Here is a 14,978-nt window from a genome sequence, read left to right as displayed (position 1 = left end):
ATGAGTGCTGGTGTGGACCTCAGCGAATTCTACGATACGTTCTTTGACGAGGCCGACGAGCTGCTGGCCAATATGGAACAGCTGCTTCTGAATCTGGACCTGGCGAATCCCGACTCCGACGAACTCAACGGAATCTTCCGGGCGGCGCACTCCATCAAAGGAGGGGCCGGCACGTTCGGCTGCTTCGAAGAGCTCGCCAAGACGACCCATCTGCTGGAAAACCTTCTGGACCTGATTCGCCACGGAGAATTGGCCTTGCGTCAGGATATGATCGACATCTTTCTGGAAACCAAGGACGTGTTGACCGATCAAGTCGCCGCGTATCGCGGCTCGGAGAAGCCCGACCAGCAAGTCTACGAGCGCATCTGCGCCCAATTGCGCCAGCTGGCCCTCGAACATCAGCAGGGCGATTCCGCAGCTGCGGCGCCGGCGGTCCCCGCGGCGCCGGTCGCCCAGGCGCCTGCCGCGCCAGCCGCAGGCGCCGGGACCCTGCCCCTGCGGGTGCGCGTCAACCGCATCCAGGACAAGGACGTCGAACCCCTGTGCAACGAAATGGCGCTGATGGGCGCCATCCTGCATCGGGAACACCAGGACGGCAACCTGTCCCTGTGGCTGCAGACCAGCACGCCGGCCGCCGATCTCGAGGCGGTCTGCTGCTTCATCGTCAACGCCGACCAGGTGGACGTCGCCCCCGAGGCCTTGCCGGGCGCGGCGACGGCCGCTGCGGCAGCCGCTCCGGCGGCTGTCGACCCGGTCGCGGCGCCTGTGGCGGTGGAACCAACCGTTCCTGACGTTGACGCCGCATCGTCCGCCGCGTCGGCGGACCACCCCGCCGACGGCGGCGACAAGTCCGCCTCGCACAAGGCCAAGAAGGAAAGCGGCACCATCCGGGTCGGGGTGGAAAAAGTCGACCAGATCATCAATCTGGTGGGCGAGCTGGTCATCACCCAGGCCATGCTGGTGCAGACGTCGCAGTCCCTGGATCCGGTCCTGCACGACCGCCTGCTCAACGGCATCGAACAGCTGGAACGCAATGCCCGCGACCTGCAGGAAGCGGTCATGTCCATCCGCATGATGCCCATGGATTACGTCTTCAGCCGCTTCCCCCGGGTGGTGCGCGAAAACGCCCACAAATTGGGCAAGCAGATCAAGCTGGTCACCAAGGGCCAGGCCACTGAACTGGACAAGAGCCTGATCGAGCGCATCATCGACCCCTTGACCCACCTGGTGCGCAACAGCCTGGACCACGGCATCGAAACGCCCGAAGTCCGCATTTCGCAGGACAAGGACCCGGAAGGCACGCTCATCCTGTCCGCCCAGCACAACGGCGGGCAGATCATCATCGACGTGATCGACGACGGGGCGGGGCTGAACCGTGAAAAGATCATGAAGAAGGCCGTCGCGCTGGGGTTCCCGGTGTCCGACGCCACGCCCGACGACGAAATCTGGCAGTTGATCTTCGCGCCGGGCTTTTCCACCGCCGAAAAAGTCACGGACATTTCCGGGCGCGGCGTGGGCATGGACGTCGTGCGCCGCAACATCCAGAGCATGGGCGGGCACGTGCAGCTGTCGTCCCGCAAGGGGCAGGGCACGACCACGCGCATCGTGCTGCCGCTGACCCTGGCCATCCTGGACGGCATGTCGGTCAAGGTCGGCGAGGAAACCTTCATCCTGCCGCTGTCGCACGTGACCGAGTCCATGCAGGCCAGCGCCGAGCAGATCCATCGCATTTCCGACACCGAGCAGATGCTGCACGTGCGCGGCGAATACCTGCCGGTCGTGGCCCTGCATGAAGTCTTCAATGTGGGCGGAGCCGAGACCGATCTGACCAAGGCCATCGCCGTCATCCTGCAGGCCGAGGACCAGCGCTTCGCGCTGATGGTCGATCACCTGATCGGCCAGCATCAGGTCGTCGTCAAGAACCTGGAAACCAATTACCGCAAGGTGCCGGGGATTTCCGCCGCCACCATTCTGGGCGATGGCAGCGTGGCGCTGATCGTGGACGTCTTCGCGCTGCGCCGCGCCGCCTCCCTGCGCTCGCCGGCCACGGCAGCCTGATCCCCATCCTTTCCGCTACGGAGCCACCATGAATCTTACGGACGTCAAACAAGATCAGGCCGAAACCCAAGGCAAGGAATTCCTGATCTTCACCCTGGCCAGCCAGGAATACGGCATCGATATCCTGAAGGTGCAGGAGATCCGGGGCTACGACAGCCAGACCGTGACGCGCATCGCCAATGTCCCGTCCTTCATCAAGGGCGTGACCAATCTGCGCGGGGTCATCGTCCCCATCGTCGACCTGCGCATGAAGTTCAATATGGACAATGTGGAATACACCGCCCAGACCGTGGTGGTGATTCTCAACATCAGTTCGCGGGTCGTGGGCGTGGTCGTCGACGGCGTCTCCGACGTGCTGATCCTGCAGGCGTCGCAGATCAGTTCGGCGCCGCAATTCGGCTCGGCCTTCTCCACCGAGCACCTGACCGGCATCGGCACCGTGGGCGACCGCATGCTGATCCTGGTGGATATCGAGAAACTCATGACCAGCGAGGAAATGGCGCTGGTCGAAGACGCGGTCGCCTGAAGCCGGCCGGCCACCCATTGTTTCGTAGACACATTCATGCCCACGAGGTTCTGATTCCATGCAGGCAGGTCGAAAGCGTCTTTTCAGCGCGCTCAAGGTCCGCACCAGTCTGGTTCTGGTGCTTGTTTTTTTCTTCATCATGCTCATTTCGGGGGCTCTGCTCGGAGTCTTGTCCCTGAAGATGAACAATGACGCGCTTCAGCGCATCGCCAATCGGCAGGACGCTATTTCGGTGCTGGATGATGCGGTCGGCCAGTACCGCGATGGGCAGGTGCTGATGGGGCGCGCGCTGGCCAGCATCGTGGTCAACAGCGATTTGACGAACAATGCCATCTCGTCGGCGTGGAACGATGGCGACGGAAATTCCGCCGGCGAGCTCAGCCAGGATTCGCGCGCGCTGATCGCCTTGTCGCAAGCCGCGCTTGGCCGCTCGCGCGAAACCATGGAACTCTTCAATTCCTCGGCCAGCCAGTATTTCGGCCCCGACAGCGGCCGCGAGCAGATCAACCGGCTTTTTGGCGAGCTGGTTGGAGACATCTTGCCGGCGGCGCTCGCGCAGTTGCAGAGCGGCCACATGGATCAGTACGTCGCGCAACAGAAAAATCGCGTCCAGCCGGCCGAGCAGCAGTTCAGTGAGGCCTATGACGCGCTGAAGCGGAATCAGAGCATCCTCGCCGGACAGTCGATCGAAGCCGAAAGCGCCCACCTGCGGTGGGTGGTCATCATCGTCGGAGTGTCCATGGTGATTGCCTTGCTGGCGGCCGTGGCGGCTTACCTGTTCCTGCAGCGGGTGGTGTTGCGCCCCCTGCGACAGGCGGGGGAACATTTCGACCGGATCGCGGCGGGGGACCTGACGGCCTCGATCCAGGTGCCTTCGCGCAATGAGATCGGCGTGCTGTACCTGGCCATGCAGCGCATGCAGGAAGGCCTGGTGCGCATGGTTGCCCAGGTGCGCGGCGGCGTGGGCGAAATCCGCCTGGGGTCGCAGGAGATCTTCGCCGGCAACACCGATCTGAGCAGCCGCACGGAACAGCAGGCGGCTTCCCTGCAGCAGACCGCCGCCAGCATGGAACAGCTGGCCAGCACCGTGCGCCAGAATTCCGACAATGCCGCGCAGGCCGACCAGTTGGCCAAGGGCGCGGCCGACGTCGCCCAGCGGGGCGGGGCGGCGGTGTCCAGCGTGGCCGAGACCATGACGGGCATCACCGGCAGTTCGAAGAAGATCGCCGAGATCGTCAGCGTGATCGACGGCATCGCCTTCCAGACCAACATCCTGGCCCTGAACGCGGCGGTCGAGGCCGCGCGCGCGGGCGAACAGGGCAAGGGGTTTGCCGTCGTGGCGGGCGAAGTCCGCTCGCTGGCGCAGCGCAGCGCCCAGGCCGCGAAGGAAATCAAGGGCCTGATCGAGGACTCCGTGGTCCGCATCCGCGAAGGGTCGGAACGCGTTCAGGATGCGGGTCGCATCATGGAGGACATCGTCCGGTCGGTGCAGGGTGTGACGGCCATCATGAACGAGATTTCCTCCGCGTCGCGCGAACAGGCCGAAGGCATCGGCCAGATCAACGCCGCCGTCACCGACATGGACCAGGTCGTGCAGCAGAATGCCGCCCTGGTCCAGGAAGCCGCCAGCGCCGCCGGGTCCCTTCAGGACCAGGCCGAGCAGCTCAGCGCGGCGGTATCGGCCTTCCACATCCAGGAAGGCGGTCCGGTCATCGACGTGCACGGCGGGCAGTTGGGGTATTCCCCCTCGGCGGCGCACCCGCCGCTGGCGCTGGGCAGGGCTTGAGGCCAGGGCCCGCCATGATCCATGACGCCGCGTCCGTTTCCTATTTCTCGCAGCCGGCCCTGCCCAAGGCGGATGCGCAGGATCTCGGGCGGACCGTCGACCTCCTGCACAAGCGCGCCGGGATCGTGCTGGGGGATCACAAGAAGGACATGGCGGCGCGCACCCTGGGGTTGCGCGCGCATCATGCCGGCCTGGGCGCGGTGCGCGATTATCTGAACTACCTGGAACAGAATCCCCAGTCCGAGGAATGGGACCGCTTCATCAGCGCCTTCACCATCAATCACACGGCGTTCTTTCGCGAACAGCATCATTTCCAGATCCTGGCCGATTTCGTGCGTACCCGGCGCAAGCCCATTTCCATCTGGTGCTGCGCCTCGTCCACCGGCGAAGAACCCTATACACTGGCCATGACGCTGCATGACGCCTGCGGCCAGTCCGATGCGGGGATTTCCGTGCTGGCCACCGACATCGACCTCCAGGTGCTGGCGCAGGCGCGCAAGGGCGTCTATACCCTGGACCGCATCAAACCCATCCCGCCCGAGTTCCTGCGCCGGTACTTCCTGCGCGGCACGGGGCGGCAGGCCGGCATGGCGATGGTCAAGCCCGTGATCCGCAACCTGGTGACCTTCGAGGAATTGAACCTGGTCGCGCCCGCCTGGCCGATCAGCCAGAAATTCGACGCGATCTTCTGCCGCAATACGATGATCTATTTTGACAAGCCCACCCAGACCCGGATTCTGGAACGCTTCGTGCCCCTGCTGAAACCGGGCGGCCTCATGTTCGCGGGGCATTCCGAAAACTTTACTTATCTGACGAAATCCCTACGCCTGCAGGGGCAGACAGTCTATGCCCTCGCCTGATCCAGGGACACCTTGCTGATATGGCTGATTCAAAGAAAATTCGTGTCCTGTGCGTGGATGACTCGGCACTGGTGCGCAGCCTGATGACGGAAATCATCAACGCGCAGCCCGACCTCGAAGTCGTCGCCACCGCGCCCGACCCTCTGATCGCCCGCGAACTCATCAAGCAGCACAATCCCGACGTCCTGACCCTGGACGTCGAAATGCCGCGCATGGACGGCCTGGATTTCCTGGAGCGACTGATGCGCCTGCGGCCCATGCCGGTCGTCATGGTGTCCTCGCTGACGGAACGCAATTCCGAAGTCACGCTGCGGGCGCTGGAACTCGGGGCGGTCGATTTCGTCACCAAGCCCAAGCTGGGGCTGCGCGACGGCCTGATGGAATACGGCGACATGATCGCCGACAAGATCCGCGCGGCCTCCCATGCCCGCCTGCGGCCACGAACCGCGCCCGCCGGCGATGCGCCGGCGCGGCCCCGCCTGGCCGAGACCTTCTCCACGACGGAAAAGCTCATCATGATCGGCTCCTCCACGGGGGGCACCGAGGCCATCCGCCATGTGCTGGAGCCCCTGCCGGCCAACAGCCCGGCCATCATGATCACCCAGCACATGCCGGCGGGCTTCACCAAGTCCTTCGTGCAGCGCCTGGACGGCCTGTGCGCCGTGCACGTGCACGAGGCCGAGGACGGCCAGCGTGTGTTGCCCGGACACGTCTATCTGGCCCCCGGGGGCGTCGCCCACATGAAGTTGGCGCGGTCCGGGGCCAATTATGTCGTCAAGCTCGAATACACTGACCCTGTCAACCGCCACCGCCCCTCGGTGGACGTCCTGTTTCATTCGGCCGCCCAGGTGGCGGGCAAGAACGCGGTGGGCGTCATTCTGACGGGCATGGGCAAGGACGGCGCGCAGGGCCTGCTGGCCATGCGCCAGGCGGGCGCTCGGACCTTCGCCCAGGACGAGGCCAGCTGCGTGGTGTTCGGCATGCCTCGCGAGGCCCTGCTGATCGGGGCCGCCGAGCAGGCCGTCGCGCTGGACGACATCAGCGAATTGATTTTGAAAAGTGCGGGTGCCTACGGGCACCGTGTGTGAACAAACGGCAGGCCTTCGCCTCTGATCCTGCCCGATTTATTGACTGGAGAACGATCCGTGGTCCAAAAAACTTTGAAAATCCTGGTCGTCGATGATTTCCCGACGATGCGCCGGATCATCAAAAACCTGCTCAAAGACCTGGGTTACGAAAACGTCGACGAAGCCGAAGACGGCGCCCAGGGCCTGGAGAAACTGCGCAACGGCGGCTTCGAGTTCGTCGTGTCCGACTGGAACATGCCCAATATGGACGGTCTGACCATGCTGCAGAACATCCGCGCCGATCCGAACCTGGCCAATCTGCCGGTGCTCATGGTGACGGCCGAGGCCAAGAAGGAGAACATCATCGCGGCGGCCCAGGCCGGCGCCAGCGGTTACGTGGTCAAGCCCTTCACCGCGGCCACGCTCGAAGAAAAACTGAACAAGATCTTCGAGAAACTCTGAGGGGCGCATCATGGCAGAAGAACAATCCTCGACGGGAAATTCCGAACTGCAGACGCCTCCGGACCTGATCCACAGGATCGCGCAATTGACGCGCTCCCTGCGCGAGAACATGCGCGAACTCGGGCTGGACCAGGCCATCAAGGATGCCGCGCATGCCATCCCCGATGCACGCGACCGCCTGCACTACGTGGCGCAGATGACCGAACAGGCGGCCAACCGGGTGCTGAACGCGGCCGAGCAGACCCAGCCCTGGCAGGAATCCATGCAGAAGGACGCCAAGGCGCTGGACGCCCGGTGGCAGGACTGGTTCGACCATCCGGTGGAACTCGACCAGGCCCGTTCCCTGGTGGACGATACCCGCGCCTTCATCAAGGGCGTCCCGGAAAAGACCCAGGCGTCGCAGAACAATCTGATGGACATCATCATGGCCCAGGACTTCCAGGACCTGACCGGCCAGGTGATCATGAAGATGCTGGGGGTGATCGGCGCCATCGAAAGCGAACTGGTGCAGGTGCTGATCGACAACGCGCCCATCGAGAAGCGCGAGGAAACCCAGAACCTGCTCAACGGCCCCGTCGTCAACGCCCAGGGCAAGAACGACGTCGTCACCAATCAGGACCAGGTGGACGACCTCCTGGCCAGCCTGGGATTCTGACGGACTGCCGACAGTCCCCTGCGGACTGTCGGCAGCCGTCAGAATCGGAGCCACCTGCAGGTGGCGACGTGGGAAGAGACCATGACGCAGTCCCCTGCGGACTGTCGGCAGTCCGTCAGAATCGGAGCCATGGGGTTTTCCCTGGATAATGTGACATTCGGGCGACATGTAAGTCTCGCGTAAGTCTTGAAACTCAATATGACCTGGACCGGGCATGGCGGCGATGATCCGGCGGACTCATGGCCGGTGTCGGCCTCTTCCACACAGGAGGCAGCATGTCCTCTCTACGCAGGAGAACGCTGGGCCTGGGACGGCTGCTGCGGCAGTTGCGCCGGGGTCGGGCGACCTTGAACGACCGGGCCTGGACTTTCAACCCGCTGGCCTGGTCGGTCGGCTCCTTTCTAGGGGTCCTGCGCGAACGGCTGGTGGTCATGCGCCAGTCCAGCATCCGCATCGCCATCAATGCCGCCCGGCTGCAGGCGCATACCCAGGAATGCGAAACCATGGCCCAGGCGCAGGCCGCGGAAGCCGAGAACCTGTCCGCGCAGGGCGTGCAGATCGCGGGCCTGTCCCAGCAGACCAGCGACACCGTCCTGCAGGCCGCGGGGGTGTTCCGCACCCAGCTCGACGGGCTGCAGGCCACCCAGGACCAGCTGGCCGATCTGCAGCGGCGCGTGGCCCGGGTCACGGCCCGCATGCAGGCCTTTTCCCAGGTCGTCACGCAGCTGAGCCGGCGGGCGCGGTCCGTGGAGGACACCAGCCGTCTGATCAAGGACATCGCTCTGCAGACTCATCTGCTGGCGCTCAACGCGGGGGTCGAGGCCGCCCGGGCGGGCAAGGCGGGCCAGGGCTTCGCGGTCGTCGCCACCGAAGTCGGCAAGCTGGCCGAACGCGTCAATGCCGCCACCGGCGACATCGTGCAGCAGACGGGCGAAATCCTGGGGCTGGTCTCCGATTCCGAACAGCAGAGCCATGCCATCTATACCGACCTGCAGGCCTCGGACGGCCTGGTGGGCGATTTCGCCGGACAGTTCGGCTCGCTCGTGCGGGAGCTCGGCGCCGTGGGGGCGCAACTGGACGACATGAGCGCGCAGGCGGCCCAGGTCAATGACACGAACCAGGCCATGAGCGCCTCCATCGAGCGCGTGGCCGATCACAGCGCCGTGCTGCGCCAGCGCATGCAGTCCATGCGCGAACAGGTGCACGGCGTGCGCAATCAGACCGAAAGCCTGCAGGAAATGCTGGCGGCCTGGAGAACGGGGGCGACCCCCTTCGATCATCTGGAATCCTGCCTGGCGCAGTTGCGCGATCGGGCGGTGGCGCTGCTGCGCCAGGGGCAAGCGGACGGAGCCGACATCTTCGACAGGGCCTATCGGCAGATTCCCGGCAGCCAGCCGCCGCGCTACCACGTGGGCTACGACCGGAAGATCGACCAGGCCCTGCAGCAGATGCTGGACGGCGTGCTGGACCGCATCCCGCACGGGTCCTACGCCATCCTGATCGACGTGAACGGCTATGCGCCCACCCATAATCGCCGCTATTCCCAGACGCCGACGGGCGACGTGGCGCACGATACGGCGCATTGCCGCGACAAGCGGCTGTTCGACGACCAGATCAGCCAGGGAGCCATCCGCAATCGGGGCGGCGTGCTGTGCCAGACGTATATGCGCGACACGGGCGAGATCATCACGGACGTATCCATGCCCGTGGAGCTCGACGGCGCCCGCTGGGGCGCGGTGCGCATCGGCCTGGACTATCAGCGTTTCGAGCAAGCCAGCCAGCCCGCCGACGTCCCCGGCCCTGTCGCCCGCCTGGCAAGCCCTTGAATTGTCGCGGGTATTGCGCTTTTATCCGCTGTTCCCGCCCGGAGGCGGCAGACTACAATCCAGGCTGTTTTAACACTGCCGGATAGCCGCCCGCATGGCCGAGGACAGCGATCTCGAAAAAACCGAACCAGCCTCGCCCCGGCGCCTTGAAAAGGCGCGCGAGGAAGGCCAGGTCGCGCGTTCGCGCGAACTGGGCACCTTTCTTGCGCTGATCTGCGGGATCGGGGCGCTCTGGTTCGTCGGCGGCGACCTGTTCCGCACCCTGGAAGGCGTGCTGCGCAGCGGCCTGGGCTTCGATACCCGCATCGTGGGCGATCCCCAGGTCATGCTCAATGTCGCCGGCATGTCGGCCTGGCAGGGCCTGCTGCTCCTGCTGCCGATCTTCGCGCTGCTGATGGTCGTGGGCGTTTTCTCCTCCGTCGCCCTGGGCGGGTTCCTGCTCTCGCCCAAGGCGCTCGAACCCAAGTTCGAACGCCTCAATCCCCTGAAGGGCATGAAGCGCTTCGTGCAGGCCCAGACCCTGGTCGAACTCGTGAAGACGCTGGCCAAGGCGGTGCTGATCGGCTTCGTGGCCGTCAAGGTCATCTGGGCGTACCTGAGCGACATGCTGGCCTTGTCGCACATGTCGCTCGACGATGCCCTGGCCCGGGGGCTCAGCCTGGTGGCGCTGTGCTGCCTGCTGATCGCCTCGACCCTGATCATCCTGGTGCTGATCGACGTGCCCTGGCAGTTGTGGAACCACGCCAAGCAGCTGCGCATGTCCCGCGAAGACGTGAAGCAGGAACACAAGGACAGCGAAGGCGATCCCCACGTGAAGGGCCGCATCCGCCAGCAGCAGCGGGCCATGGCCCGGCGGCGCATGATGAGCGCCGTGCCCGACGCCGACGTCGTCGTCACCAACCCGACCCATTACGCCGTGGCCTTGCGCTATCGCGACGGGCAGGGCGGGGCGCCGGTGGTGGTGGCCAAGGGCGCGGGCCTGATCGCCGCCCAGATCCGCCAGTTGGCGCAGGACCACAAGGTCGCCCAACTGGAAGCCCCTCCGTTGGCGCGCGCTCTCTACCATCACGTCGAGCTGGACCAGGAAATTCCCGCCGCCCTGTACGCGGCGGTGGCCGAAGTCCTGGCCTGGGTGTACCAGGTCCGTACCTGGCAACATGGCTCGGGTACACTGCCGCAGGCGCCGCAGGCCTTGCAGGTCCCCCCCGAACTCGATCCGCAACACCGCCCTGAACCGGCTCACGCATTCGTCACATGAACAGTTTTCTGGATTTCCTCAAGAACCAAGGCTTCGGGCAGGCCCGTCTGATGGCCGGACCGGTGCTGATCCTCATGGTGCTGGCCATGATGATCCTGCCGTTGCCGCCGTTCATCCTGGACCTGCTGTTCACCTTCAACATCTCGCTGTCGGTGATGATCCTGCTGGTGGCCATGTTCACCCGCAAGCCCCTGGACTTCGCCGCCTTCCCCTCGGTGCTGCTGTTCGCCACCCTGCTGCGCCTGTCGCTGAACGTGGCGTCCACCCGCGTGGTGCTGATGAACGGCCACAAAGGCCCGGCGGCCGCCGGCCACGTGATCGAGGCCTTCGGACACTTCCTGGTCGGCGGCAATTTCGCCGTCGGGATCGTCGTCTTCATCATCCTGGTGATCATCAACTTCATCGTCATCACCAAGGGCGCGGGGCGCATCGCCGAAGTCGGCGCGCGCTTCACCCTGGACGCCATGCCGGGCAAGCAGATGGCCATCGACGCCGACCTGAACGCCGGCCTGATCGGCGAGGACGAGGCCCGCCGCCGCCGTTCGGAAGTCTCCCAGGAGGCCGAGTTCTACGGCGCCATGGACGGCGCCAGCAAGTTCGTGCGCGGCGATGCCGTGGCCGGCCTGCTGATCATGGTGATCAACGTCCTGGGCGGCCTGATCGTCGGGGTGGCCCAGCACGACATGTCCGTGGCCGATGCCGGCAACGTCTATACCCTGCTGACCATCGGCGACGGCCTGGTGGCCCAGATCCCCGCGCTGGTGATCTCCACGGCCGCCGGCGTGGTGGTGTCGCGCGTGGCCACCGACCAGGACGTCGGCCAGCAGATGCTGGGCCAGCTGTTCTCCAATCCGAACGTCATGTTCATCACGGCGGGCATCCTGACCCTGATGGGCCTGATCCCGAACATGCCGCACGTGGCCTTCCTTCTGCTGGCCGCCATCATCGGCGGGGGCGGCTGGGCCTTGTACCAGCGCCAGCAGCGCGACCTGAAGACGGCGGCCGGCCGTCCGGACCAGGAACAGGCCGCCGCCGTGGCGGCCGCCGCCGAAGCCAGCTGGGATGACGTGTCGCCCGTCGATCCGCTGGGGCTGGAGGTCGGCTACCGCCTGATTTCCCTGGTCGATCACCAGCAAAGCGGGGAATTGCTGCATCGCATCCGCAGCCTGCGCAAGAAGTTCGCCCAGGAAATGGGCTTCCTGCCGCCGGTCGTGCACATTCGCGACAATCTGGAAATCAAGCCCACGGACTACCGCATCCTGCTGTTCGGCGTGGAGATCGGCCGCGGCGTGGCGCAGACCGGCCAGTGGCTGGCCATCGATCCGGGCGGCGTCACCAGCCCGGTGCAGGGCGTGCCGACCAAGGATCCGGCGTTCGGCCTGCCCGCCGTCTGGATCGACCCGTCCCTGCGCGAGCAGGCGCAGATTTCCGGCTACACCGTGGTGGATGCCGCCACCGTCGTCGCCACGCACCTCAATCACCTGATGCACCGCTACGGGGCCAAGCTGCTGGGCCGCCAGGAGACCCAGCAGCTGCTGGATCACGTGGCCCGCGAAGTCCCGAAGCTCATCGAGGACCTGGTGCCCAAGACCATTGCGCTGCCGCAGCTGCAGAACCTGCTGCGCAGCCTGCTGGACGAGGACGTGCCCATCCGCGACATGCGCACCATCCTCGAAGTCGTCACCGAGCATGCGCCGCGTCTGGCCAGCCTCAACCCCGCCGGATCGGGGCCGAATCTGGACGAACTCCTGGCCCAGGTGCGGGTGGGGCTGGGCCGCGCCATCGTCCAGCACTGGTTCGCGGGCGAAGAGGAACTGCGCGTCATCGGCCTGGATTCCCGCCTGGAACGCGTGCTGATGCAGGCCCTGGGCGCCAACGGGGCGCTGGAACCGGGGCTGGCCGAGAACCTGCTCGCCGAAACCCAGCGCCTGGCCCAGGAACAGGAAGACCGGGGCAATGCGCCGGTGCTGGTCGTGCCCCCCATGCTGCGGGCGTCGCTGTCGCGGTTCCTGCGCCACCACCTGCCGCACATGGCCGTGCTGTCCAGCGCCGAGATCCCTGAGGAGCGTATGATTCGGATCACAGCAGTCATTGGCGGGAATCCCGCATGAACATCAGCCGTTTCTTTGGCGCCACGAACCGGGAAGCCATGCGTCAGGTGCGTCTGGCGCTGGGGTCCGAGGCCCTCATCATTTCCAACAAGCGGGTCAACGGCGGGGTGGAGATCCTGGCCACCGACGAAACCTCGCTGCCCGATCGCGATCGGGCTCCGGACCATCCGGCGCCCGCCGCGCCGCGCGCCGCCGTTCCCCCCGATCCCGCGCCTGCGGCTTCGTCCCCGGCCGTTCACCCGGCCGCATCGCCGCCGCGCGCCGCGCCGCCTCCCGGCGATGATCTGGCCAGCGTCATCGGCGAGCTGAAGGGTTCCCTGGAAAGCCGCATCGACGAACTGCTGTGGGGCAATCAGCTGCGCCGCTCGCCCCAGGCCGTCACGCTGTTCCAGAATCTGCTGCGCTTCGGCTTCAGCACGACCCTGCTGCGGGCCATGATCAAGACCTTGCCGGAACTCTCCGGCGACCGGACCGCCATCCAGTGGGCCCGCGGCGAACTGGTCAAGCACCTGCCCGTCCTGAAATCGGAAGACGACCTGTGGCAGCCCGGTCTGGCGCTGGCCCTGGTGGGACCCACCGGGGTCGGCAAGACCACCACGATCGCCAAGCTCGCCGCGCGCTGCGTGCGGCGCGGCGGCCCCGGCAGCCTGGTGCTGCTGACGACCGACACCTACCGGATCGGGGCGCATGAGCAACTGAAGATCTACGGCCAGATGATGCGGGTGCCGGTGCATGTCGTGCAGGACGTGCACGAATTGCGCCGCGTCCTGCAGACCGTGCGCCCGGACCAGACCGTGCTGATCGACAATGTGGGCATCAGCCAGCGGGACCGCTACGTGGCGGATCAGGCGGCGCTGCTGGCCGGCGCCGGCCGCCGGGTCGAGCGCCTGCTGGCCCTGAATGCGTCCAGCCACGGCGACACGCTGGACGAGGTCGCGCGTTCCTACGCGCGCGACGGCGGCACGCCCCTGCGCGGCTGCGTCATCACCAAGATCGACGAGGCCGCCTGCCTGGGGGCGGCGCTGGATACGGCCATCCGCTACCGTCTGCCCATCCATTACGTGTCCAATGGGCAGAAGGTTCCCGAAAACCTGCTCTTCCTGACGGCGGCCGAACTGGTGGACCGGGCGCTGGTGCCCCTGCAGTCGGCACGCCCGCAGTTCGCGCCCACCGAGGCCGATCTGGCCGCCTTGCTGTCGATCACCCAGCCGGAACACAGCGCGGAATCCGCCGCCGAGCGCCGCCGCCAGCAGGTGCTGCTGCCCCAGCTGCTGACGCAATCCCCTCAGGGCGATTCCCTGGGGCTGGACGAGCTGCGGGCCGCCGTGGCCCTGATGGACGAGGATCCGGTGCTGTCGGAAGCCTACGATCTGTGGCGCAGCCGCGCGGCCGGCGACCTGCCGGCCGCCGCCGACGCCATCGATCACCTGCGCCGGGTGGCGCGGGCGGCCGCTGGCGAATCGCGGGCGGCGCTGGTCGTGCATGACCGCCAGGCCCTGGCCTGGCAAGGGCGGCGCGGCGCATGGTCGGGGGCCGCCTGGTTCGACGACCGGTGCCGGCCCCTGGCGGCGGCCATCCAGCAGGCCGGCCTGGCCGACGGCTGGCATGCCCCGCAGGGGGCTTCGGCTGTGGCGCCTTCGCCCGCCGACGCCCTGTCGTTGCAGGTGGAACTGGAATCCGAGGGCCAGGCCCCGGCTCCGTGGCATGTCTTCGAGGGCGGCAGCCAGGCCTTGCTGCGGGCGCTCAGCGCCCGGGGCCATGCCTGGATTTCCGTCTGCGGCGCCCGCACCCGGATCCACCAGGACGGCGAAGCCTGCGTGGCGTCCGCCGCCGCCCAGCGTCTGCGCCTGCAGCCTCTGGCCGCGGACCTGTTCGCCGGGCTGCTGGCCCCGGCGGGTCTCGACGGGGCGCAGGCGGCCTGGTGGGCCGGCCTGGGGGATGCGCAGTTGCAGGCTCGCGGAGAACCCCCGCTGGCCGTGCGCCTGGTCTGCCTGCGGGCGGTGGATCCTCTGGATGGCCGCGTGCTGCGGGTCTGGCATGCCCTGATGGGCTGCGAGACCCCGGATCTGGAGCTGGCGGCGACGGCGATGGTCCTGCGCCAGGAATGCCATGCGGCCTGGCGCCTGGCGACGCCCTGGCTGGCCGATGCGAAAGGCCGGGAACCGCTGGTGGATCGGGCGGTCCTGGCCGCCCAGATGGGGCTGGCCGCCTGGCGTCTGGTGCAGGACCCGGTCCTGGCGCCGGCTGCCCGCGTGGCGGCCCGCATGCTGGGCGGCGATCAACTGGCGGTGCGCCAGTCGCCTGCCGGCCTGCTGAAACTGTATGCGCTGAAGGAACTGCTGGCCTGAAGCGGCCGGCGGTCGGGCGGG

General features: G+C 66.6%; 11 protein-coding genes. All 11 read left to right on the top strand.

What is annotated here, in order from left to right; genetic code table 11:
- The 11 genes from cheA (at position 1) to flhF (ending at position 14,957) form a co-directional block, all read left to right on the top strand.
- Complete coding sequence (gene cheA / locus Q0263_RS14715; protein ID WP_298017702.1) at positions 1 to 2,058, top strand: chemotaxis protein CheA; 2,058 nt, start codon at positions 1 to 3, stop codon at positions 2,056 to 2,058.
- 28 nt (positions 2,059 to 2,086) lie between these two features.
- Positions 2,087 to 2,584, top strand: coding sequence for a chemotaxis protein CheW (locus tag Q0263_RS14710; protein ID WP_298017699.1), 498 nt, complete (start codon positions 2,087 to 2,089; stop codon positions 2,582 to 2,584).
- Positions 2,585 to 2,642: 58 nt separating this feature from the next.
- Complete coding sequence (locus tag Q0263_RS14705) at positions 2,643 to 4,370, top strand: methyl-accepting chemotaxis protein (protein ID WP_298017697.1); 1,728 nt, start codon at positions 2,643 to 2,645, stop codon at positions 4,368 to 4,370.
- Between the two features lie 14 nt (positions 4,371 to 4,384).
- Positions 4,385 to 5,230: a CheR family methyltransferase gene (locus Q0263_RS14700; protein WP_298017695.1), complete on the top strand. Its 846-nt coding sequence runs from the start codon at positions 4,385 to 4,387 to the stop codon at positions 5,228 to 5,230.
- A 20-nt stretch (positions 5,231 to 5,250) separates the two neighbouring features.
- A complete protein-coding gene (locus tag Q0263_RS14695; RefSeq protein WP_298017692.1) occupies positions 5,251 to 6,318 on the top strand; it encodes a chemotaxis response regulator protein-glutamate methylesterase in 1,068 nt (355 codons plus the stop codon).
- Between the two features lie 57 nt (positions 6,319 to 6,375).
- On the top strand, positions 6,376 to 6,759 hold the full coding sequence (cheY, locus tag Q0263_RS14690; RefSeq protein WP_298017690.1) for a chemotaxis response regulator CheY: 384 nt from the start codon (positions 6,376 to 6,378) through the stop codon (positions 6,757 to 6,759).
- Between the two features lie 10 nt (positions 6,760 to 6,769).
- A complete protein-coding gene (cheZ, locus tag Q0263_RS14685; protein ID WP_298017687.1) occupies positions 6,770 to 7,414 on the top strand; it encodes a protein phosphatase CheZ in 645 nt (214 codons plus the stop codon).
- 275 nt (positions 7,415 to 7,689) lie between these two features.
- Positions 7,690 to 9,240 (top strand): methyl-accepting chemotaxis protein, encoded by a 1,551-nt coding sequence (locus Q0263_RS14680; RefSeq protein ID WP_298017685.1) that lies wholly within the window; start codon positions 7,690 to 7,692, stop codon positions 9,238 to 9,240.
- Between the two features lie 94 nt (positions 9,241 to 9,334).
- Positions 9,335 to 10,498, top strand: a complete 1,164-nt coding sequence (flhB, locus tag Q0263_RS14675) for a flagellar biosynthesis protein FlhB (protein ID WP_298017683.1) — start codon at positions 9,335 to 9,337, stop codon at positions 10,496 to 10,498.
- Entirely contained in the window at positions 10,495 to 12,609 is a 2,115-nt protein-coding gene (flhA, locus tag Q0263_RS14670; protein ID WP_298017680.1) for a flagellar biosynthesis protein FlhA, read from the top strand. Before flhB ends, flhA begins: the two co-directional genes overlap by 4 nt.
- On the top strand, positions 12,606 to 14,957 hold the full coding sequence (gene flhF / locus Q0263_RS14665) for a flagellar biosynthesis protein FlhF (protein ID WP_298017678.1): 2,352 nt from the start codon (positions 12,606 to 12,608) through the stop codon (positions 14,955 to 14,957). Before flhA ends, flhF begins: the two co-directional genes overlap by 4 nt.
- Positions 14,958 to 14,978 lie beyond the last annotated feature (21 nt).

Origin of the sequence: uncultured Castellaniella sp., from assembly GCF_937988725.1 — a bacterium.
Classification (GTDB): Bacteria; Pseudomonadota; Gammaproteobacteria; order Burkholderiales; family Burkholderiaceae_B; genus Castellaniella.
This window is presented reverse-complemented; position numbering and strand designations above follow the sequence as displayed.

Bases quoted from the DNA above. Each gene is read 5' to 3' on its own strand.
- cheA (WP_298017702.1), top strand. From the start codon at position 1: ATGAGTGCTGGTGTGGACCTCAGCGAATTCTACGATACGTTCTTTGAC.
- flhA (WP_298017680.1), top strand. From the start codon at position 10,495: ATGAACAGTTTTCTGGATTTCCTCAAGAACCAAGGCTTCGGGCAGGCC.
- flhF (WP_298017678.1), top strand. From the start codon at position 12,606: ATGAACATCAGCCGTTTCTTTGGCGCCACGAACCGGGAAGCCATGCGT.
- Q0263_RS14695 (WP_298017692.1), top strand. From the start codon at position 5,251: ATGGCTGATTCAAAGAAAATTCGTGTCCTGTGCGTGGATGACTCGGCA.
- Q0263_RS14680 (WP_298017685.1), top strand. From the start codon at position 7,690: ATGTCCTCTCTACGCAGGAGAACGCTGGGCCTGGGACGGCTGCTGCGG.
- flhB (WP_298017683.1), top strand. From the start codon at position 9,335: ATGGCCGAGGACAGCGATCTCGAAAAAACCGAACCAGCCTCGCCCCGG.
- Q0263_RS14705 (WP_298017697.1), top strand. From the start codon at position 2,643: ATGCAGGCAGGTCGAAAGCGTCTTTTCAGCGCGCTCAAGGTCCGCACC.
- Q0263_RS14710 (WP_298017699.1), top strand. From the start codon at position 2,087: ATGAATCTTACGGACGTCAAACAAGATCAGGCCGAAACCCAAGGCAAG.
- cheZ (WP_298017687.1), top strand. From the start codon at position 6,770: ATGGCAGAAGAACAATCCTCGACGGGAAATTCCGAACTGCAGACGCCT.
- Q0263_RS14700 (WP_298017695.1), top strand. From the start codon at position 4,385: ATGATCCATGACGCCGCGTCCGTTTCCTATTTCTCGCAGCCGGCCCTG.